Annotated in this window: 21 protein-coding genes; 5 read left to right on the top strand and 16 right to left on the bottom strand. The window is 38.1% G+C overall.

The window, feature by feature from the left end; all coding sequences use genetic code 11:
- Positions 1–217: 217 nt before the first annotated feature.
- Positions 218–1,135 (top strand): alpha/beta fold hydrolase, encoded by a 918-nt coding sequence (locus K2F26_RS16535; RefSeq protein WP_220608684.1) that lies wholly within the window; start codon positions 218–220, stop codon positions 1,133–1,135.
- 55 nt (positions 1,136–1,190) lie between these two features.
- On the opposite strand, the gene K2F26_RS16530 is transcribed toward K2F26_RS16535, so the two are convergent.
- Positions 1,191–1,529, bottom strand: a complete 339-nt coding sequence (locus K2F26_RS16530) for a phospholipid-binding protein (protein WP_220608683.1) — start codon at positions 1,527–1,529, stop codon at positions 1,191–1,193.
- 281 nt (positions 1,530–1,810) lie between these two features.
- Here K2F26_RS16530 and ilvN point away from each other — a divergent pair, with 281 nt between their 5' ends.
- Both ilvN and K2F26_RS16520 read left to right on the top strand, forming a co-directional pair.
- Positions 1,811–2,329, top strand: coding sequence for an acetolactate synthase small subunit (gene ilvN, locus K2F26_RS16525; protein ID WP_137667831.1), 519 nt, complete (start codon positions 1,811–1,813; stop codon positions 2,327–2,329).
- Between the two features lie 134 nt (positions 2,330–2,463).
- Positions 2,464–3,231, top strand: a complete 768-nt coding sequence (locus tag K2F26_RS16520) for a Uma2 family endonuclease (protein WP_220608682.1) — start codon at positions 2,464–2,466, stop codon at positions 3,229–3,231.
- A 147-nt stretch (positions 3,232–3,378) separates the two neighbouring features.
- Here the strand turns inward: K2F26_RS16520 and K2F26_RS16515 are convergent, their stop codons facing one another.
- Both K2F26_RS16515 and K2F26_RS16510 read right to left on the bottom strand, forming a co-directional pair.
- Complete coding sequence (locus tag K2F26_RS16515) at positions 3,379–3,855, bottom strand: hypothetical protein (protein ID WP_228020604.1); 477 nt, start codon at positions 3,853–3,855, stop codon at positions 3,379–3,381.
- Positions 3,852–4,178 carry a hypothetical protein gene (locus K2F26_RS16510; RefSeq protein WP_220608681.1) on the bottom strand — a complete coding sequence of 109 codons (327 nt, stop codon included), beginning with the start codon at positions 4,176–4,178 and terminating at the stop codon, positions 3,852–3,854. The genes K2F26_RS16515 and K2F26_RS16510 overlap by 4 nt, the downstream gene beginning before the upstream one ends.
- A gap of 558 nt (positions 4,179–4,736) precedes the next feature.
- Between K2F26_RS16510 and K2F26_RS25470 the strand changes: the two genes are divergently transcribed.
- On the top strand, positions 4,737–5,000 hold the full coding sequence (locus K2F26_RS25470) for a hypothetical protein (RefSeq protein WP_220608680.1): 264 nt from the start codon (positions 4,737–4,739) through the stop codon (positions 4,998–5,000).
- Between the two features lie 915 nt (positions 5,001–5,915).
- Here the strand turns inward: K2F26_RS25470 and gntT are convergent.
- The 10 genes from gntT to gntA form a co-directional block, all read right to left on the bottom strand.
- Positions 5,916–7,274 (bottom strand): guanitoxin biosynthesis MATE family efflux transporter GntT, encoded by a 1,359-nt coding sequence (gntT, locus tag K2F26_RS16500; RefSeq protein ID WP_220608679.1) that lies wholly within the window; start codon positions 7,272–7,274, stop codon positions 5,916–5,918.
- 307 nt (positions 7,275–7,581) lie between these two features.
- Entirely contained in the window at positions 7,582–8,499 is a 918-nt protein-coding gene (gene gntI / locus K2F26_RS16495) for a guanitoxin biosynthesis pre-guanitoxin N-oxide kinase GntI (protein WP_220608678.1), read from the bottom strand.
- A 62-nt stretch (positions 8,500–8,561) separates the two neighbouring features.
- Positions 8,562–9,803: a guanitoxin biosynthesis MBL fold metallo-hydrolase GntH gene (gene gntH, locus K2F26_RS16490; RefSeq protein ID WP_220608677.1), complete on the bottom strand. Its 1,242-nt coding sequence runs from the start codon at positions 9,801–9,803 to the stop codon at positions 8,562–8,564.
- A 191-nt stretch (positions 9,804–9,994) separates the two neighbouring features.
- Positions 9,995–11,029 (bottom strand): low-specificity L-threonine aldolase, encoded by a 1,035-nt coding sequence (ltaE, locus tag K2F26_RS16485; RefSeq protein WP_220608676.1) that lies wholly within the window; start codon positions 11,027–11,029, stop codon positions 9,995–9,997.
- Positions 11,030–11,034: 5 nt separating this feature from the next.
- Positions 11,035–11,859: a guanitoxin biosynthesis pre-guanitoxin forming N-methyltransferase GntF gene (gene gntF, locus K2F26_RS16480; protein ID WP_220608675.1), complete on the bottom strand. Its 825-nt coding sequence runs from the start codon at positions 11,857–11,859 to the stop codon at positions 11,035–11,037.
- Between the two features lie 203 nt (positions 11,860–12,062).
- Positions 12,063–13,373 (bottom strand): guanitoxin biosynthesis PLP-dependent transaminase GntE, encoded by a 1,311-nt coding sequence (gene gntE, locus K2F26_RS16475; RefSeq protein ID WP_220608674.1) that lies wholly within the window; start codon positions 13,371–13,373, stop codon positions 12,063–12,065.
- A gap of 14 nt (positions 13,374–13,387) precedes the next feature.
- Positions 13,388–14,431: a guanitoxin biosynthesis L-enduracididine beta-hydroxylase GntD gene (gene gntD, locus K2F26_RS16470; RefSeq protein ID WP_220608673.1), complete on the bottom strand. Its 1,044-nt coding sequence runs from the start codon at positions 14,429–14,431 to the stop codon at positions 13,388–13,390.
- The gene (locus K2F26_RS16465; RefSeq protein WP_220608672.1) at positions 14,428–15,540 is read right to left on the bottom strand and encodes an aminotransferase class I/II-fold pyridoxal phosphate-dependent enzyme; all 1,113 of its coding nucleotides are present in this window, start codon (positions 15,538–15,540) and stop codon (positions 14,428–14,430) included. Before K2F26_RS16465 ends, gntD begins: the two co-directional genes overlap by 4 nt.
- 151 nt (positions 15,541–15,691) lie before the next feature.
- Positions 15,692–16,648 (bottom strand): guanitoxin biosynthesis L-arginine gamma (S) hydroxylase, encoded by a 957-nt coding sequence (gene gntB, locus K2F26_RS16460; protein WP_220608671.1) that lies wholly within the window; start codon positions 16,646–16,648, stop codon positions 15,692–15,694.
- Positions 16,649–16,671: 23 nt separating this feature from the next.
- Complete coding sequence (gene gntA / locus K2F26_RS16455) at positions 16,672–17,475, bottom strand: guanitoxin biosynthesis heme-dependent pre-guanitoxin N-hydroxylase GntA (RefSeq protein ID WP_220608670.1); 804 nt, start codon at positions 17,473–17,475, stop codon at positions 16,672–16,674.
- 262 nt (positions 17,476–17,737) lie between these two features.
- On the opposite strand from gntA, the gene gntJ reads away from it, so the two are divergent.
- A complete protein-coding gene (gene gntJ / locus K2F26_RS16450) occupies positions 17,738–18,487 on the top strand; it encodes a guanitoxin biosynthesis guanitoxin forming phosphate O-methyltransferase GntJ (protein WP_220608669.1) in 750 nt (249 codons plus the stop codon).
- A 638-nt stretch (positions 18,488–19,125) separates the two neighbouring features.
- Here the strand turns inward: gntJ and K2F26_RS16445 are convergent.
- From K2F26_RS16445 to opcA, 3 genes are all read right to left on the bottom strand, one after another.
- Positions 19,126–19,476, bottom strand: a complete 351-nt coding sequence (locus K2F26_RS16445; RefSeq protein WP_220608668.1) for a DUF5615 family PIN-like protein — start codon at positions 19,474–19,476, stop codon at positions 19,126–19,128.
- Positions 19,470–19,832, bottom strand: a complete 363-nt coding sequence (locus tag K2F26_RS16440) for a DUF433 domain-containing protein (RefSeq protein ID WP_246605394.1) — start codon at positions 19,830–19,832, stop codon at positions 19,470–19,472. The genes K2F26_RS16445 and K2F26_RS16440 overlap by 7 nt, the downstream gene beginning before the upstream one ends.
- Before the next feature lie 265 nt (positions 19,833–20,097).
- Complete coding sequence (gene opcA / locus K2F26_RS16435) at positions 20,098–21,468, bottom strand: glucose-6-phosphate dehydrogenase assembly protein OpcA (RefSeq protein ID WP_220608667.1); 1,371 nt, start codon at positions 21,466–21,468, stop codon at positions 20,098–20,100.
- Positions 21,469–21,713: the final 245 nt, after the last annotated feature.

The raw sequence follows: 21,713 nt of genomic DNA, 5'->3' as shown, positions 1-21,713 counted from the left end.
GTTAAGGATTTGGCTTGGCTTTGGTTTACTTAGTTTTGTTTGCTATGCCAATAAAGGCAAAATACGTAAATGACTCATAATGGAAAAATGAGTGCATATCTTTAGGTTAGCTAATTCAAACAACATTTAGTTAATCTGTTGTATTTGTTATTCTACTAACTTTGTTCAGATTTCCTACAATAGTTAATTTAAATTACAGTTTTCCAGGAAAGAGTTTGTGACTACTACGTTATCTTGGCAGCAGCGGCTAGGTAATCAAAGAGATTGGCTGTGGAGAGGTTGGCAAATTCGCTATACCTACATCCGGCCTACTTACAATTACCAAAATACCACACCTTTAATTTTACTACATGGTTTTGGTGCTTCCATTGGTCATTGGCGACATAATTTAGAAGTTTTAGGTACACATCATACAGTTTATGCCTTAGATATGCTGGGTTTTGGTGCTTCTGAAAAAGCTCCGGCTAATTACAGTGTCAAACTTTGGGTAGAACAAGTTTATGACTTTTGGCAGGCATTTATCCGCCAACCAGTTATCTTAATAGGTAATTCTGTGGGTTCTTTAATCAGCTTAGTTGCGGCTGATATCCATCCTGATATGGTTGCGGGTATAGTAATGATGAGTTTACCTGATCCCACTTTGGAATTAGAAGCCCTCCCTACTTTTTTACATCCAGTTGTGGAAGGACTTAAAAGTGTTATTGCTTCGCCTTTACTGCTGAAACCACTGTTTAAGGTAGTCAGAAAACCAGAAGTATTAAAACGCTGGGCTGGTCTTGCCTATACTAATCCCGAAGCCATTACGGATGAACTTATAGATATTTTAGCCGGACCTCCACAGGACAGAGGCTCTACCCGTGCTTTTATTGCTTTGTTTAAATCTTCTATAGATGCAGAATTTAGTCCCAGTGTCAAGAAAATTTTACCAAACTTAACAATTCCCATGTTATTGATTTGGGGGAGTAAAGATAAATTTGTTCCCCCAAAATTAGCCAATGAATTTGCTAAATACAATGAAAAATTAGAAGTTTTGTATTTAGAAGATGTGGGTCACTGTCCCCATGATGAAGCACCGGAAAAGGTGAATGAGGTAATTTTAAATTGGATTAGGGAATGGGGAATAGGTAATAGGTAATTGGTAAAAGTCTTTGTCAGTCACCAGTCACCAGTCCCCAGTCCCCAGTCACCAATCACCCAACTGTAACTTCATCAGTGGTTACGTCAGTAGTACCATTGACAGAACGAGCTACAGAAACCATTTTGTTGAGAATTTTCTGACTGGGAACTTCACCTTTTAATACCACGGTGCTACCTAGTTGAGCTACCCAGAGGCGATCGCAATTTGCAAGTTCTGAATCTTGATCAAAGGCTAATGCGACTCTTTTAGCTAAACCGCTTTGATCATATTCGCCATTTAATCCTATACGTTCTGGAGGGATTTTGTCAGCGGTAGCTGCTGCTTGTGGAGTTGGGTTTACTTTTGCGTTTTCTGGTTTTTCCATTCCAAATAGTCTTTGTAACCAACCCATAAACGATTTTCTCCTAGTAAAGTGGTTCTCACATATCAGTATAAAACTTTAAAAAGGTAGTAATATCTATCTCTGCTACGATTTTCCGTATTCTTCATCTTCCAGTCTCAGACTGGGAATGCTGTTTTTGAGTCTCTAACTCTGATTTATAGGATGTCACAGGCGTATTAAAATAAAAGCTTAGACCCAAAATTTGATTTTGTAGTCAGTCTAAAGCAGCCGTGAGTTATGGCTGATGTTAAATTTATACTCTTTATACTCCCTAGCCTGTGTTGGCGAAGATGAAACATACTCTTTCTGTACTTGTTGAAGATGAAGCGGGGGTTTTGTCCCGTATTTCTAGTTTATTTGCGCGTCGTGGCTTTAATATAGAAAGCCTTGCTGTTGGTCCTGCTGAACAGGGTGGAGTTTCCCGAATTACGATGGTTGTACCTGGTGACGATCGCGTGATTGAACAACTCACCAAGCAATTATATAAGTTAGTTAATGTCCTAAAAGTACAGGATGTTACTGAGACACCTTGTGTAGAAAGGGAATTGATGCTGTTAAAGGTGAATGCTACGAGTAGCAACCGTTCTGAGGTGGTGGAACTGGCTCAGATTTTCCGTGCTAGGGTTGTGGATGTAGCGGAAGATTCTCTGACTTTGGAAGTGGTTGGAGATCCGGGTAAGATGGTGGCGATCGTCCAAGTGTTGCAAAAGTTTGGTTTAAGGGAAATTGCCCGCACGGGTAAGATTTCTTTGACTCGTGAATCTGGTGTTAATACTGAGTTGCTGAAGTCTTTGGAAGCAAAGGTTTAGTATTCAGTTATCAGTTATCAGTTGTCAGCAGTCAGTTATCACGCGCCATCCTAAAAAAAGGCGATCGCCCATCCATATCATAATATTTAACTACAATAGAGGCGATCGAGTCTTTAACCCCTATTCCCAGTTTTATGACTCTTGCGAAACCTGCTGACATAGATATTACCCATCTTCCCGACCACACCGAGTTACCAGAGTCGGATGGAACATTTGTGAAGAATTTTCAAGAACATCCCCAAAGCATCTTACTAACAGACTCCATCAATAGCACCTTGCAAAAAATACATCCTGATGGACAATATGCGATCGGTCAAGACTGCGGTATTTATTGGCGTTTAACCGAACCACTGGAAAAAGGCGCGGAAGCACCAGATTGGTTTTATGTAGCCAATGTACCACCAATGTTAAACGGTAAATTCCGCCGTTCCTACGTATTGTGGCAGGAATATATAGCACCTTTGATAGTTTTAGAATTTGTGTCTGGGGATGGTGCAGAAGAAAGGGATAAAACACCGTTTAACGGTAAGTTCTGGGTATATGAACAAGCAATTAGAGTACCGTTTTATGGTATTTATGAAGTGCAGAAAGCTAGTGTGGAAGTGTATTATTTAGTGAATGGACGTTATGAATTATTACCAGCTAATGAAAGGGGGCATTATCCAATTTTACCATTAGGTGTAGAGTTGGGAATTTGGGAAGGACAGTATAATAATATGCAAGCTCCCTGGTTACGTTGGTGGGATTTACAGGGGAATTTGTTGTTACATAGTGAGGAGAAATGTATACAGTTAACTACGGAAACCCAGCAGTTAACGTCTCAGTTGGAACAGGAACAGCAAAAAGCTGCACGTTTAGCGGAACGGTTGCGGGAGTTGGGGGTTAACCCGGATGAGGTTTGAATATACCTCACGCAATCTCCGTGAGGAGATCCCGCAGGGTAGACGCAAAGACGCAATTTTTTTTAATCCCCGATTTCTTTGAGAAGTTGGGGATATATGTCATATTATTCATCATTTTGCATTTGGCTTTCTGTAATTTTATTGTTATTAGATTTTAGTGGTTTGGGAATATAATTCTAGTTGCTGCATATCTGGTAAATTCAAATTAGGTTCTTCACTGTCAAATAGATGAGGGTCAACTGAAATAAAATCTTTTAAGACATTAACAGGTAATAATTCTGTGAATCCTAAAATATCTACAGAATAACCATCTCTGATCAAAATAGTAATAATTTCTTGCTGTTCTTGATGATTTTTGATTAAAGTTGCTTCTAAATCTAGAATTTGTCCATTTTCTTGAAAGATTTGTAAAAATTCGTGAGCAGGAATTATGGTATTTTGTTGGTTATTAAGAGTGTGGGTTAAAAAATTGCTTAATAATCCTGTTGCATCTATTTCAGTAATCTTCCATTGTGATTGAGGATAGGTTTTAGCCAAATAATCAACTATTAAGAAAATGCGATTTTCTATTTTTTCTTCTGGTTTAATAACTAGAGTAAGTGCAGATTTTTCTGGTTTATTCATAGAGGTTTTGGTTGTTTACTACGAGTGGGAGTACCACCTATTATATTAGCAAGCCAAAGATGTTGATGAGGGGGTGATAAATGATCAGGACGGGGTGTACCATTAGGATATGTAGGACTGGTAAAGTCAATGTCTCGCACTGGTTGACCATTAGTATCAAATTCTCTAGCTTGATAAACTCTTTGATGGTATTGATCCCATCTTAATCTAGAATGCCCTCCTTGAGCTAAAGGATCGGCTATGGGTTCACCAAATCTTGGAGGTCTTTGACTTTGATAAACTGGTGTTCCATCCGCATATCGGGAGTGGATTTTTTCTGACACTAATGAGAGACTCCTGAAGGTAATTGATATTATTAATATTTAATATTTTGACCTAATTTGAATCAATCATACATAAAATATTGGCTACCAGCTATATCCTTAGAAGCTGGGCATTTTGTGGTTTGTTAAGTTTACGTAATTTTTCTTAATTTATCTTTATTGATAGAAATATAAATGTAACAAAATTTAAGTAGATTTTACATATTATTTGCTTCTCATTGTGATTTAATTAAAGTAATGTTGTAAACACACAAGCTGAGTAACTGCACAGTCTCAGCCATTAAAAAGCTGTTTTTAAACTAACTAGATACGTAATAAATTATGATACTCGTCTCACAATCATAGAGGATGATATATGTTTTCAACCAATCAACAACTAAATTATCAATTCCTCCTGATAACACATATATAGCAATCCTAAATCTTTCATGAGAAATTGCGTAGTTCAAGGAAGATATTTTTAATACTCTATAAATTTTTGTTTGGTGGTTTAAGTGCTATATTTAGCGTAATTCATGGACAAGATTATTGGTTATATAAAGCACAGAAACTAATACCGTGTTTTCTCACATTTCAATTAGGATTGCTATAGTTTGTGCAGATCAGCAGATCCACTCAGAAGAAGCTCAAGCTTTGCGTGACTTAGCTCAAGCAGCAAATATTGAACCCACATTCCGCACCCCAAACTGTCACAAGGGGAAATTACGTAGAGAAAAACTCAAAATTAGCATAAAAACAGACATATATAGTGAAAAAAGGCATTTGAGAAACAGTAAATCACCAAAAATGGCATCAAAACCTATTATCAATAAGAAGCAATAAGAATGAACACCACCTGGAGAGGTTAACAGATAAAGAAAAGAAGATATTCAAGATAAAAATCATAAACTAGACTAATATTTACAGGATAAAAACGAAATTATAGACATAGTAAAATGGAGCTATACATCAAATATATTAGCTCATTTTCACTCATAGAAATTAAATTGATATAGATAATAATTAGGTGACTAATTGATAGTAACGTAAGCAATCATCTGGTAAAAGGCGCAAGATAAAATCTCTGTCCTGATTCCAATTAGAAATATGTTCTTCCTGATTAAGATATTCCTTTTATTTTTTTCTTTTGTTTTTGTTACCAAGCTTCACTTTCTCACACCATATCCCTTTTAATGCTATTAATTCTCATTAACTCTCTTAATCTTTGGATTGACTTTAGTTATTATGTACTATTTTAATGGCTTTTTTGATCTGTGACAGTTGAGGGTGCGGAATGTGGGGTATAAGGATTTGGTCGCAAACGCTGTTTTGTTCCAAAATGTTGTTGATTTAACTGTTTACTTAGTTAAAGCCGTAGTAGGCGATCGCTCTGTTGCCACTCATGCGATCGCTGCCATATAAATATCAGCGTCAACTCAAATATAAATAAAAATATGGTTTTGAACCATATCATGGTCGCTTTGAACCATATCTGAGTACGAAAGTTTAAAACTTAGGCTGAAATTGAAGTGTTTGAATAGTCGTTTTTTGAATAATGCTGAAATCAAACATAGGGCCGCGTTATGATGCACAATTTCAACTTGCAGTCATTATTTGATTCACAACATGAGATGTTGATTGTTTGAAAGCCTTGAAATCACGTAAATTTTTGGTCAGGTTATGATTCATTTTTCGGCCAATTTAGGGTTCAAAGCACACCCATCTCCCCCAAAATTTTTCGCTCTCCAATCCAATTATCTACTCCATCTCCCCCAAAATTTTTCGCTCTCCAAAATCACTTTCAAAAGTTCTTGGTACTTGTATACTAAGCATCACCATTCTGATGCACATAAACATAGAATAAGCAAGCCACAACAAATGGTTATTGTGAAACTGCCAAGCGGCTATACTTAAAGGCATAAATCCTAAAATAATGGCAGTTAAGTTAATATTGCGAAGAGTGCGTCCTTCTGCTAAACCTAGAAAGTATCCTTCCAGTGCAAGTGCTACTGAACTAAATGTCAAAAAAAGTGGTAACCACCAAATATATGTATCAATTTGACTAATTATTTCAATATGGTCGGTGAATAACCCAAATACCCATTGAGGAAAAAGCGCAGGTACAAGAGCAAAGGCGAGTCCCAAAACAAGACTAGCTTGTGCAGAAAGCCCTACCAAAGAAGCTAACTTTTCCTTCGCACCTTGACCTGTAAAGTAGCCTACTAAACTCTCTGTAGCTAATCCTAATCCTTCAACAAAATAGAGAGCTAGGAAAATGATTTGTAATATCAAGGTATTTTGAGTAAAGATGATTGTCCCCATTGTATTGCTCTCTAAACTGAATATATCAGTGGTGGAGATCAGGATCAAGGTACTAACAAATATATTGCCATTCAGGACAAAGGCAGATTTCAAAGCTGACCAATCCAAAAGTTTTCCAGTTATAGCTTTTAACATTTGCCACTGGATTTGAAGGCAAAAAAATATTAATCCTACCAATAACATTAAATACTGACTAATAGCCATAGAGAGTCCAGCTCCTGTAGCTCCCCAACCCCAATGGATAATCAGCAAATAGTCTAGTAATATGTTGACAGCATTTCCCATTACTGATATTAGTAACACCTTACCGCTCTCTTCCCTTCCTAGCAAACAACCAATCAGAACGTAATTGATGAAAACCGCAGGCGCACCAATAATCCGAGCATTGAAATAGGCAACCGCCGAAGCTTTAACCTCTGGAGTATCATTTAACATGGAAAATGCTATCTCCCTAAATGGGTACTGCAAAATCAAAAGCAGTATGCCTAAGACTAAAGCAATTAAGATATTTCGCAGTCCTATCAGTAACATCTCCTCCTGGTCTTCTCTTCCTATTGCCTGAGCGGTAACGCCAGTGGTACTCTGTCGTAAAAAGTAAAAACCGTAGTAGATAAAATCAAATAATACTACTGCAAAAGATGATCCGGCCAAATCATGGACTCCTGAGAGATGACCCAAAAAAACTAGACTGATGGAACCAGCTAGAGGGATCATGAGATTGGAGACTATATTGGCAACCGATAACCGAATAAATCGGTTCAGAAAGTCATACTGTTTGAAGAGTGTCAAATACATTAAATTCAGTGATAAAGAATGGATGAAAAAGTCAGATCCAGGGATTAATAATTTCCTCTGAAGAGGTGACAACTTCGACTAAAACCCTTATAAAATAAGGACTGTAAATGGGTCAGCTTGGAAAAGATTCAAACAAATTGGAAACCTGTCCCAATACAAAAATCAGGCTAGTGGGTTTTGGTTATTGAGAATGGCATCAATAAATACACAAAATGATGTTGATTTTCTCAGAATACGAAGGTTCAAAACCCTTGCGGTATAATTGGTTTAAAGATTTTTGTCACCCTCCCAGTAATTTCCCACTTCATCAGTGGTTTGATAACGATATCATGGACAGCCATTCTGAAAAGCTTTCCTTTTGCGTGTACTGACGCACTGTTTGCCAATTTTCGTTAGCAAAACCTTGATAGTCCCGATCAAATTGAGAAATTTTTGCCTGCAAAACACCCCAAACACCTTCAATAAAAATAGCAACTATCTTCCAAAGATTGATTTCTGCTAACTCCACCTGACTAACTTTCCCAAAGTAGCTCTCAATGAGAATTTTATCACCTTCTCTATCCAGGTTCTGATTCATAGAAAAGTTAGCTAGGTCAAACATCGGATTTGCTACACCTGCGTACTCCCAATCGATCAGGAAAATTGAACCATCGGCCTCAATGATATTCGAGCCAGCCAAGTCGTTATGACACAGACATGGTTTTCTGTGGACTTTAGTCAGTACAGCCTTTATAGCTTGTAGGTCAGCGAGTAACTGTTCAAAATCATCAGGAAATATGCCATTTTTGCGTTCAGCGTTCCTCATCAGCCCCTCAATTCGCTCAAATGGTGGCGGTGCAGCGTCAATCCCCTCAATACTATGAACTTGCTTTAGGATCTGGGCAATTCGATGTATGTTTTCCGGTTGCGTGATTTCCTGTAGAGAAAAATGCTTACCCTCTATAAATCGCGTTACCAGATGACCTTCTGGTGGTATGTATGCAATGACCTCTGGTCCTATACCCATTTTAGCAACTGCCTTAAGCACAATCAGTTCTTCTTCTTTGGCAATCCCTATGAGGTTTTGATTTCCTTCACTGATGCGAACCTTGAATACCTGTCCGTTGCTCTCAACTCGGTAATTCTGATTGGTGAAGTTTTGGTCACCGATTGGCACAATTTTCAGAGCACCTTGTGTATCCCATAGCGGTAAGTTGGTAATGATCTTGTCGATGGATTTTTTCAAATTTTGCTACCTTAATCTTACTTTTACTTGTGTTCTACATACTCATCAAGCTGATACAAATTCTATTTCCATTGTTCTTGCGGAATTACCGCGTCCAGAAGCCACTGGGACAACTGCTCCCTTGGTTTATACTTAGGTGGTGGAAGGTTTTCGTACTTCTTGACGGTGTTTTGCAACGCTAATTCAGGGACGATCGCTATGCGCTGCTTGATTTCATTCTTGGAGATATTGAAAACCATCAAATCCTGAGCAATTTCAATAGGTCCGTCGTAAACCTCTTGGCACGAGTCAAGAATGGCAACTTTTATATTTTCATTTAGATATAAATGAGTTAGTACACCCAAGCGTGGTCTAGTTTGGTCGAAAATCGCACCAACAGCATGGGGAGGAGAATCAAATCTGTTTTGCAGTTCTATAACTTGTTCGAGGGGCATATTGTATTCTTTTGCCCAAACCTGTGCTGGAGGAATTGTTTGGTGAATCAAGATATCAACATTTTGTGCGTTCTCAACCATAAATGTATTCGGTTGCGAGTCGCCAGAGAAGACAAAACTGAGACCATTCCAATCCACACGGTAGCTTACCGCACCGTCTTTCAGGTGAACTGCGGGAAAGTGCTTAATCACAACTCCTTTCTCGTTGTATGCAACACCTGGATTTTGAGCATAGTCAAATTCATGTACCTCTGTTTCATAACCATTACCGTTCTGGTGGTAGGAAAGACTCTCCGTGTGCCAGAGACACATAGCCTTCATTGACTCGACGAAAGCATTTGTGCCAAACTTCGACTCCTTGCCACTCGGTCCCCAGATACGTAGGGGTGTTTTGCGATCATACATTGATCCTTGACCATATATGTAGGCAAGATCCGTTATGTGATCGCAATGAAGGTGACTTAGGAAAATTCTATCCATCCGCGAATAGGGTACACCCAACGCTGTATAGTTGGCAGCTACACCAGGTCCGGCATCAAAGATGAAACTGTCCCCGTTTCCCAGTTCGAGAAAGATGCTTGTTCCAGATTGGGTTTTGCGTGCGACGGAAGAAGACCCTACAATAGTGATCCGCATTTCGTCAGATGCTAACAATTCACCTGGAAAAAAAAATGACTGGTTATTGGTAGAGAGCATTGATTTGTTTTCGGCGGTGAAGGCTTTATGGTTCTCAGCTACAGCAACATCTTTCCTGAAAATACTAGATACAGATGTAGAAATTCCTGCAATAAACACAGTAAAAAATCCCCTGCGGCTATGAGCCATGGGATTTAATTCTGTGTGATTGATGTCTTGTTTGTTGTTACTCATGAAGATTACAAATATTGGCTTGTTCTGTTCACATCATTTACAGCACATTCCATCTGCCTGAGGTACAGATTCGGGCTGTCCCTCCCGCACTATAAGGGTTTTTTCATTAATATCTGTACCTCATAATACCAGAAACTGCTGTATCTTTCCCGATTTGGTACTTTTACGTAAGTCCTAATTTTTATACCAGACTAGACTTGTTGTAAAATAGAAATTGCTTGATTAATATCTTTGCGTTCAATACCATAATGGGTAACTGCGCGAATTGTGCGATCGCCAAAATCTGAGACTAACAAGCCAGAGTTTTTCCAAACAGCTAATCTTTCCTGGAGAGATAAGGTATCTTGCTCATGCTGGCGAAAAAATATGATATTAGTCCGCACAGGATGAGTGATTTCATAACCACATTCACGTAAACCTTCAGCTAAAAATTGGGCGTTTTCATGATCAATAGCCAGTCTTTCCCTCATTTGTTCTAGGGCAATTAAACCAGCAGAGGCGATCGCTCCAACTTGACGCATACCACCACCCAATAGTTTACGTAACCGCCGTGCTTCATCAATAAATGACTGTGTTCCGATCACAAGAGAACCAATAGGTGCAGCCAGACCCTTTGATAAACAGACAGATAAAGAATCAAAAGGTGAAGATAAAACACTAGGTTCAACCCCAATTGCCACAGATGCGTTCCACAAACGCGCTCCATCACAGTGCAATCTTAATCCTAACTCATTCGCCAAATCACGCAAGCTGTGTAAATAAGTTAATGATAAAGGCAAACCGCCTCGTTGTGCTTGTGTATTTTCCACACATAATAGCTTTGTTCTCGGACAATGAATATCATCAGGTCTTACAGCAGCGCGGATTTCTGATAAAGGAAGAGTACCATCTGTTGCTGTGCTGACAGTGTAAGGATGAATACCCCCCAATACAGCACTGCCACCACGTTCATACAAAAACAGATGAGCTTGATCACCAATAATCACTTCTTCTCCACGTCCACAATGAGTTAACATACAGATGAGATTACCCATCGTGCCACTAGGTACAAACATAGCAGACTCTTTACCTAAAAGTTCTGCTGCTACTCGTTCCAGTCGGTTAACCGTTGGATCTTCTCCATAAACATCGTCACCTACTATCGCTTCAGCCATAGCTTGACGCATAGATGGTGTCGGTTGGGTAACTGTATCACTGCGTAAATCAATGGGAAAATGCTCACTCATAGTTTTCACACAGCAAGTCTGGCTGTCAACATCAGGAATTTATCGTACTCAGTGTGATTCGGACCGCCTTTAAGTTCCTTTGTTTTGATTGAACCTGACTCGAAATTACAATTCAATAATGTCTGCACAATATCTTGTTCAGTGAGATTAACCACTGTGCCGTAACCCTCTCCAATTCGATAACTATCAGCTTCAATTTGAGTAGCAAATATCAATAAACCCCCTGGTTTAATTGTGGAAGACAAATTAGTTATCAAATTTTTCCATTCAGCTAAATCTTGTGCTACACCTTCTAAACAGAAAGAAGAAACCACCGCTTCATATAATGCCTTTCCTTCTTCTCCCACAGGATTAGTAGCACGAGCATTGCCTTTTCTGATAGAAGTTATTTTTTCCCGTAGCAATCTTGCCCGTTCTTCTATTTCTTCATCTGTAACATCTAAAAAACTATCTAAAGGCTGATTCTGATTTAACGCAGTTTCCATTTGCAAGGCGCGACGCAGATAAGGATACCAATCGAAAGCTTGGGGCTTTCCTTGTTGCCAAAGCTGAACCTGCTCTAAATTTTGTTGTAAATAATCACTCATATGTATTTCACGGCAATTCCGTCCTAAGCTGAGGATAGAATAAATAGTAGGACCACAACCGAAATCTAATAGCAAATAGTTATTGAGATGATATTCATGGGCAACTTCAGCAAAGAATTGTAGGAATTGTTCATTCTCAAATCCTACACCCCCATAATAATCTGAAGGATAATTAAAGTATTCATTCAGATAAGGTATTGGTTCAAAAGATTGAAAATCATTTTCTTGAAACTTGAGTTCCATTTTTATCTCCTTTTTAAAACCTAGATACACTTGTAGCAGATTGCAGGTAAATGAAGTACAGATATGAATAGTAAAACTATTGTATGGTAGGCATCTTGCCTGCCTGCCATGAGTGTACCTCATAACAATGACTCCTACGTCGTCACGCTACGCTAACGAAAACTGCTGTAAATTAGCCATTAAATTACAGATAATGAAGTTTTTTATTTCTGTAAAGCTTTACGCAGGGCAGTTTCAAACCTATTTAGTGTTTCTGCAATATCTTCAGACGTGTGAGACTCACACACATACCAAGTTTGTTGTGGATCAGAATCAGTCATAATACCAGCATTGACCAATTCAATCAGTAGTTGTTCAGATAATTCCAAATTGGTATCAACAACATCACGCCAATCTTTGGGATTAGATTCTGACAAAGTTAAACCAAACAATGAGGGTAAACCATGAATATGATGATTAATTTGATGGCGAGTCAGAATTTCATCTAAACCGTCCATCAGTTGTTGTCCAACGTGGTTGAGATGCCCAAATACATCCTGCTGTTGCATATATTCAAGGGTAGCATCGGCCGCAGCAGTAACTACTACATTTCCTGTATAAGTTCCTGCATGTACCACCTTACCTGGTGCTATGGTCATCATAATGTCACGCTTGCCACCAATAGCAGAAATCGGATAGCCATTACCCATAGCTTTAGCATAGGCACTCAAGTCAGCCTGTACGCCAAAATATTCACCTGCTCCTCCTGGTGCGATGCGAAAACCAGTTTTAACTTCATCGAAAATTAAAACAATACCATAAATATCACATTGATTACGGAGGAATTGCAAAAATCCAGGTTCCGGCATCAAGCCACCTGCATTAGCAAGAATCGGCTCGACAATAATGGCAGCAATACTATCTCCTTTTTCCTTTAACAGTTTTTCTATTCCCTCACGATCATTCCAAACTGCTATTAATAACAATTGAGATACTAAGTCTGGTACACCTTGACTGGTTTTATGTCCAATTGGCTCGCCTCGTTTTCCCACACGGCTTTTAAGACTATCTGGTGTTGTCCAAAGCATATAATCGTAATCACCGTGATAAGCACCTTCAAATTTCAACACTAGATCTCGTCCAGTGTAACCTCTGGCCAGACGAATTGCATGGCGGGTAGCATCAGAACCACTATTATCCAGACGTACCATGTCAACAGAAGGACACATCTTGATGATATGTTCAGCTACCCGGACTTCATATTCTTGAGTTGCAGAAAAACTTACACCATTTTGTATTGCTGCAATGACACGCTGATTAACAAAAGGATGAGCATGACCAAGAATAACTGGACCAAAACCTAGACGGTAATCAATATAGCTTTTTCCGTCAAAGTCATAAACATACGCTCCTTCACCACGCTGAATTACAGGTGTATTTTCGCCCCAGTAGCGGTGGCTGGAATTAACACCAAAGGGGATAACTTTTTGTGCGCGTTCAAAGAAAGCATGGGATTTTGGGGAATCTTTTAACATAATTTATGAAGGATTTATGAAGGTACTTTATCAATAATTCGAGATGTAGGATGAGAACGATATGTTTTAGATTTGCGAAGATCGCGTGTGATATTAATTCGCTTTAACCACCGATCATTACCATCATAATTGGCTTTAAATGGTTTTCTCCCATGCACAGCACGGAAATTATCTACGAAACAAATATCACCGGGTTGTAAAATTACATCCATGATTTCAATGTCAATAGCATCAATCAAGGCTTGCAAAGTCTGTTTAGCTTCTTCATCTGTTGCTTCCATATAAGCTGGATCAACACACAAATAGGGTGCGCTAGGTTCTCCATATAGCAAAGCCATAGCATTATCTTGGGAGATAATTTTATGCTTTATTTGATTGTAAGCATTCTGAAGATGAGTATCTAAATCAGTTTCTGTTTGATAATTATTATCGGCATGATGGGCATTATCTGGGCGAATAATAAAACGTGGTTGAAACAAGATATCTAATTGCTGCTGAGTCAGTTTTTTTAATGAATCCACTGAACCAATAGTGGTTATACTCTGGCAAGGATTACGCAAACACATTAGCCCCAAGTAGTCACCACGAGCAGGATGATAAGCATCTTCAGTATGCCAAAGCAGTAGTGCTTCACTACCAGAACCAATTTGATCCTGTTCATAGCCTTTAATTGGAAAAACATCGTGGATCAGATAGGCATTTTGCTGTGTTAGCCAACCAAATATTTCTCCCAGTAAAGCACTGCACAAAACAAACACAATTTGCTCTCGTTTAGTGCGCTTGGCATCTTCATGACCTGCCCAATGTTCAGGAGTAGCGCCAATAGTATTATCATTAACTGGATAACCCTTGATGAGACAAGCAGGAGCGGTTTCTCGCAATTTGAACTCATGTAAAAATTGACGCAGGCGTAGGGGCAAACTTTGGGCTAATACCGCAGCAGTGTCAATCAATTCCGGTTGTTCTGCATGGCTATAGTTAGCAGTAACTTGATCTAAAAGAATGTCTATTTCTTCAAGTTCAGATTGAGTAAAATTTAACGTTTGAATACTCATCATGAAGTTTCTATCACAATAGCAAGTTTTTCCAATGCGTACTGAAAAAGGCTTGGTTCAACACCCAAAGCTATGCGGAAATGACTGGGGCGATCAAATGCTTCACCAGGTAGCAACAACACTCCATGATCTTCTACCAGACGTTTGGCTACTATTTTGCTGTTGATATTTGGATCGGTAAAAAACGGAAAAGCGATAGTACCCGCTTCAGGTTTAACCCAGTCAATTAATCCCCGTTGTTGTTTGATAAAAGTTTCAAACTGCTGAATATTGTGCTGAATCATCTGACGATAACGGGGTAAAATTTTGCCTTTGTGTAATAAGACTCCAGCAGCGATGTAATCATTAAGGACGCAGACAGTGTGGGTTGTGTAGTCTTTGAAAAAGTGACAAGCTTTAATTATTTCTGGGTTGCCAATCAGCCAACCAATGCGTAACCCAATACAACCAAAGCATTTACCTGTAGAACCTAAACTGATGATTTTGGGTGAAAGTCCATACAACGAAGGCAGAATTTCTGTGTCTTGATCATGGGGTAAAAAACGGTAATGCTCATCAGCTAAAATTTCTGCATTATGCTTTTCTGCAATCTCAATTATGGACTGAATTTCTGTTTCTGAGCAAACAACACCACTAGGATTTTGTGGAGTATTCAAAACTATTACTTCAGTATTATCATCAACTAACTTGGCTAATTCTTGAGGATCAATGCGAAAACCATTTTCTGCTCGTAATTGCAGATAGCGTACCTCGTAACCTAAAAAAGCTGGAGTTTCATAAAGTACATGGAAGGTTGGTACTGGAACAACGACATTAGCACCGGAACGGTAACGTACTTTAAAATAAATTAATATGGCTTCTGTTGTCCCAGCAGTCACTAAAATATCATCTGGGGATACTGATTTATCTAATGAGGCGATCGCTTCACGTAATCTCAGGGAGCCGTGGGTGTCGTTATTCATGAGGCTGAGTTGATCAAGAGCATCACGATCTCCTGTAAGATTTAGTAATTCTCCCAAGGTAAAATTATCAACACTGCTTTCTCCTAAGTTATAAGGTACTCGTTCATATTCAGACAGCCACATTTCTAATAAAGCAGGTTGAATTTTCATTTATTTTCCCCCATTGGAATTGTACACCTATGTTCAGACTTGAGACATAAATAGGACTTACGCAACAAAGCACATTGGTAGGGTGCGTCAGATTCCATAAATCAAGCAAATAAATAGATTATTGATATCTGACGCACCCTACAATAGATATTTATGATGACACTTGTGTAAGTCCTGATAAAATACTAGGTGCATTATTATTTGACCAGACTATTCCTCCACTTTGACTGTGATGTTGGGCATAATTTGGATCTTGCATCAATATTTCGTGTGCTTTAGGCACATTCCAGAAAGGAATATTGGGAAATAGGTGATGTACTAAATGGTAGTTTTCATTATGCATACCTGTTAGAAATTTCTCAATAAAATGGCTGTTGCGGTTACGACTCATATACAAATTGATATCATTATTCATTAAAGGGTAATGCTCGGCTAATTCAATAAACCAGCCAATGATTTGAAAAACCGTCAAATAAGGAATTAACCAGAAGAGAATTAAATATTGCCATAGGTTAAATAAAATGCTGAGGCTAATAATTGTTAGCCACCACAATCCAATAGCAACCAGTTCTAGATAATTTTGATCTTCTAGGAAACGGTGAATTAATAAAGATTTTATATATTTAGGTACTTGAGCAAGTAGCAAAGGAGAAAAAATATAAAGCATCTGAAAGGTTTTATCATCCAAACTCTGTTGATATAATCCTTGAGAAATTGCAAACTTGTAGTCAGGATCTTCGTCCGGATTGCCAAAATATCTATGATGTTTTTCAACATGAGATTTCCGATAAGATGACATTGTTTGCAGAATGAAATATCCTGAGAAAAAAGTACCCATCATAAAGTTTAAGGTGCGATTTTTGGCAATTACTTGATGGGCTGCTTCATGGAGCAATGTGGCTAATGCTCTCTGACGTGAACCGATGAGTAGTATGGTAACAGGATAAAAGTACCAAGACAAATAATAGCTAATGGAAATAGCAAAACAAATAACTATCCAGTCTTCTGCTAAAGCCAACCAACAATGCCACTGATCAAGTTTTAAAAGCGGTTTTATTTGATGATAAATAGAATTGCTGAAGCGATATTTTTTAATATTTTTTTTCATGGCATTAAAACTTCACTGATTCATTATTGATTATGCTTATGTTTCTTCTGGTGTACAACTAAAGGACATTGCCAATCTTTTTCTACTGCACGTCCAGAATATTGTCTGACTTCAGGTTCTTCAGGACGACTATGGTCATATTTTGCTGGCAGATTAGGATTAATACTACCTTGCAGAGCTACGTCACGCTCCCGAATAATTCTGACGAAGTTATGGAATTGGTTAGTTTCAACTAAATGATCAAATTGACGACTGGCATTAAATACTAGAAGTGGGTAGGAAAATTGCCTAGCAATTCGAGAACTTCCAGGGTGCATTCCAATAATGAAAAAGCTTCTTTCAGCAAAACTGTATGAAAATTTATGATTATTGATATCGTTGCTGAATTGGGTGTCCCAATCATGGTAACGGCTATCTTCATCATGTAACATTTGTAGTTGACTCCACACCAGTTTTTCAAAGTGGTGTTCATCTTCTGGTATTGGTTTTTCAAACACAGCAATAAATGCTGTGAAGTGACTATTCATGCTATCTTGTTCATTCACAAAAGTGAATAAATTTCGAGCCAATGCTAAGGTAGTTTCTTTTGTACACATATCACTGTACATACTGAAACGATAGTTATTCTGGTTAAATACGGATGTTGCACCCATACAAGTAAAAGGAGGAGTGCGATGCAATATTTTCTCCCGAAATTCAGCGTGTACTTCAGTTACCTTCTCTGATATTTTTGTACCACTCTCAAGTATTTTAAATTCTGTTCCATCAAACTTGGCATAACAACTGTGTTCCAGTGCTAGATTACTTTCAAAAGGATTTTTTCGCATATCAATCTATAAGATTTTTTTTATCGTTGAGCCGGGGAATGAGCTTAACTTTTCTGTTTATACAGCTCTGTTTATACAGCAAAAAAAGCATAATCAGGGGGTTTTAATAAAATTTAACCAATTATTAGGCAATGTTTAAGAAAAAATTAAGAATTATCTAAAGGACTAGTATAGAATGTTATGCTCCCTTTGATTAGAAACAAAACCAGATTCCTATAGATGCTTCATTACTGCATATAAACTACTTTCAAGGTGTAATAAAATGGTAAAATCAAATATTTTAAGTCGTAATGTTGTAGGTTATAATTCCACTGATTTAAGTTCAGATCACATTCAGGCAGAAGCACGTGATTTTTATGCAAGACAAGCAGGAGTATTTGCTAAGATTCTCAACGAATCTTGGTCAGAATACACGAATATTTCTCATCCTGGCTTCAAAAATGATCTCGACCTCATTCGTCAAGTAAAAGAACTTGTTGCTCCTGGTGCAAAAGGAATTGATGCTGGTTGTGGTCCTCTTGCCCGGGAGGTATTCTGCTTTTATGAAGATGGTTATGATATGTATGGTATGGATGTAGTTCCAGAAAATATCCAAACGGCACTGGAGTATCATCCTTCATTGGCTGATCGGCTTTTTTTGGCTGATTTGACGCAGCCACTTGATGTCCCTGATCATTCCTTTGATTTTATTATTTGCAATACAGTAATTCAACACATTAATCTCAATTCTTTAACTAATGTAACCTTTCCAGAGTGGACACGAATACTTAAGCCTGGTGGAATCATTCAGTTAATGTTTAGGTCTGGTCATGGAACTCAAATTATTCATGATGTAGAATTTAACGATCAACGTAGTTTTTATCTGTATCAACCAGAGGAAATTCTAGAAATACTGGCGAGATATGGATTGTCTTTAATTCCAGAAGAGAATGGCAATTTAGGAGGAATTATTTATGTTACTGATGTCAGACCAATGGAAAATTGTATTTTCTGTGTGCGGAAGACAGATTAAAAGATTTATATTACCAATCAGTCACTCAAAAGTTTATGTAACCCAAGTTGCTAGTTATGAGGAAGAGCGATAGCTACGCTGCACTTCGTGAACGCCAGGGGGGAATTTGTGAAGTCAGTGGGTCAATAAAGTAATAAAATCCCCTCCAGTCAGAAAAAAAGGAGGGGAGTATGTTAAAAGAAATAATTGGCAGGCATTTATTTTTGCCTTCACTCTGCAAGAAGCATTTATCTAATCAGTTACTATTCATACTTGTAATTTCATTATTACTGACCGTAGCTTCTGTATCCCAGGAGTCAATTTTTGATGACTTTCTTTCCAAAGGAATTGTATCAATAAAAAACGTAGCTTAACATCTCAAAGAAAAAACTAAAGCAACTTTTAGATACTTGCACCACACCCTTACACTTCCCTTACTTCCTTTGCGTCTTTGCGTGAAACTTAAAAAAGTGGTGCATCTGTCTAAAAATCCCTCTTCTTCCCTTCTTCCTTCGTTTCTTCGTGTCTTCGTGGTTTCTTAAATCCTGAAAATCCTTAAATCCTGGACATCCTGATTCAGACAAAAAAACATCCCCAACTTCTTTTATAAACCTCACCAAAAAAGAGAGATCATAGTAAGAAGTCGGGGATCTAAATCATCAAAATGGCAAATAATATATTTGTCCTTCTAACTCTCCATCAAAACAACAATCAACTAACAACAAAATATCATCTATTACCTGTCCAATTCTAGCATCTGTAGAAACCTCAATCACCCCTGGCATCATCTCACCTGCTGCTATTCGTTCATAAGCATAGCTTGTAATTGTCGCCACATCATGAGTTAAGAGAAATCTATTTTCTGTAGCTGCCCAAGCGAGAATAGTAACATCATCTTTACCCAACAAACCAACATCTTGAACTCTGATAATATCAACATTAGGATTACGTCTAATTAATCCTCTCACAATAGTATTATCAAAATTCTCATCAGCTAAAAACTTTAACATACCTTCTGATTTGCTTGACGAGAAATTAATCTATTTCGCAAATCTTGAGCATTAAAACGAGCCTCATTAATTTGCCGAACTTCTTGTTTTTGCTGCTGTCTTTGTTGTAAATAACTATCAACTTCCTCTTGATGATGTAAATAAAAAGCAATAGCAGCATAAACATCAGCAAGCATCAAAGATGGATAACGATAAGCTATTTCTTCAGCAGTTACCCCTTGATTAAAAACAGCAACAATCGTATCTAAAGTCACGCGAGAATTACGAATAACAACCACACCATCTTTAGTAGTTTCCAGTGGTGCAGGTTCAGTAACAATTGCCAAAACCATAATTAATAACAAAAAAATTATCATTTATAATAACACATTTTACAGCAGGAGTCAGGAGTCAGAAGTCAGAAGTAAAAAGTGGTGCATATCTTTAAAAATCTCTCTTCCTCTCTTCTTCCTTCGTGTCCTTCGTGCCTTCGTGGTTTATTAAATCCTGAAAATCCTTAAATCCTGGACATCCTGATTCAGACAAATTAAATAATCCTGAAAATCCTCAAATCCTGGACATCCTGATTCAGACAAAAAAAATCCCCGACCTCTTCAAAAATCGGGGATCTAAAAACACAAACTAACCCAACTTAATAGTTTTCGTAATCACCGATAAACTTTCCTCAAACAAAGCCTCACGCCCCCAACGTTGTACCTGCTGACTTAACAAAAACTCCGGTTTTTGTTCAGCAAGAGAACTAACTTGTTGAAATAAACCAGCAGATTGAGCGCCACCTTGAGTTTCCATCCGCATACAACCGCCGGTTTCAGAACAAATTACCGTACCACAATTAGCTTGAGTATTAGTAGAACTCAAACGCAAAGCAATCAAATCACCAACAATTTCCCCAATATCAGCAACAGGAACACCTGCTAACTCTGCATTAATTTGTCTTTGATCTTTCGACACAAAAACAATATTGGTAATATCATAATCACCAAATTCTTTGCTGTAAGAAACAGGTTGCCATTCCAAGCGACTCGCTAACCAACCCAAAAATAATAAAGCTTGGGCAGCATTACCCTTTTCATAATCAATATTTACCCGATCAACTTCCCTCAAACCTGCACGACGTTGGGGCGCATCATAAGCTTCGGCTGTTAATTCTTGCCATGCAGATAAACGTCGCCAATTTAAATCAGCTAAAGGAACTCCTGTATCAGCCAAATCTTGCAAAGTTAATAAATCACTTTCAGGAGCATTAAAATTACAAGAATCAACAATTACATTATTACAAACTGCCGCCAATCTCTTAAACAAAGGATTTTGAGAATCAGGAGTAGCTTTCCACCATAAAAACTTAGGCAAACCACCAATTAACAAAGCGGGAATCATCCCCCCAATACGTTCCAAAGCCGCAGCAGTACCAGTTAAGGTAATGTATTCACAACAAATTAATGTACTAGAAGACTGCTTTTGAATAGGACAATAGGCAGAAACTTGCGCCTTTACACCCTCATCTTCCCCCGCGATCGGACATAAAGCAATGATCCGGCAAGGGTTACGCAAAGCTATATCATCAGCAATAGTGGGACTGGTGGGACTGTAAGTATAGCCCATTGCAGCACCATGACTATCACCATGTTCCCCACTGTGCTGAAGTTTAAAATATTCTTCCCGTAAAACCTTGATGGTTTCCGGTGTGGGAATACCGCTTTCTGGGAGTCGGTGTTTTTTCTGTAGTTCCCGGAGTGAAGTTTGGGTTTGGGGTCCCAAAATCCCATCAATAGGACCGTTATAAACACCAATAGCGGCTAACAAATACTGGGTTTCTTCTGGTTCATAAACCACTAGAGTAAATGTTGCAGCACGGGTAGCCGCAGGTAAACCGCCTTCTTCCCCTTGAATACCGTAACTTTGCCAAATTTGACTGAGTTCGTTTTCAATATCAGTCAAACAAACATCTTTAGGGGCTTGGAGAGAATAAATTGTAGAAGCTTCAGTAGCCATAATTTTGGATTTTAGATTTTGGATTTTGGATTTTGGATTTTAGATAAATCCTGGAAATCCTGGAGAATTTTAGGTTTTGAATTTGGGATTTTAGATTTTAGATGAATCATAGAAATTCTGATTCAAACTATTTCGGATTAATGATTGAATAATGAGTGTTAGTTATTTGGTAATTTTGATTTTTTTAATTACCAATTCCTAATCATCAATCACCAATCCAAAATCTAAAATCTAAAATCTAAAAT

It is taken from the genome of Sphaerospermopsis torques-reginae ITEP-024 (assembly GCF_019598945.1).
In the GTDB taxonomy this organism is placed as follows: domain Bacteria; phylum Cyanobacteriota; class Cyanobacteriia; order Cyanobacteriales; family Nostocaceae; genus Sphaerospermopsis.
The sequence above is the reverse complement of the archived record's forward strand: the minus strand, read 5'-3'. Positions and strand labels throughout refer to the sequence as shown.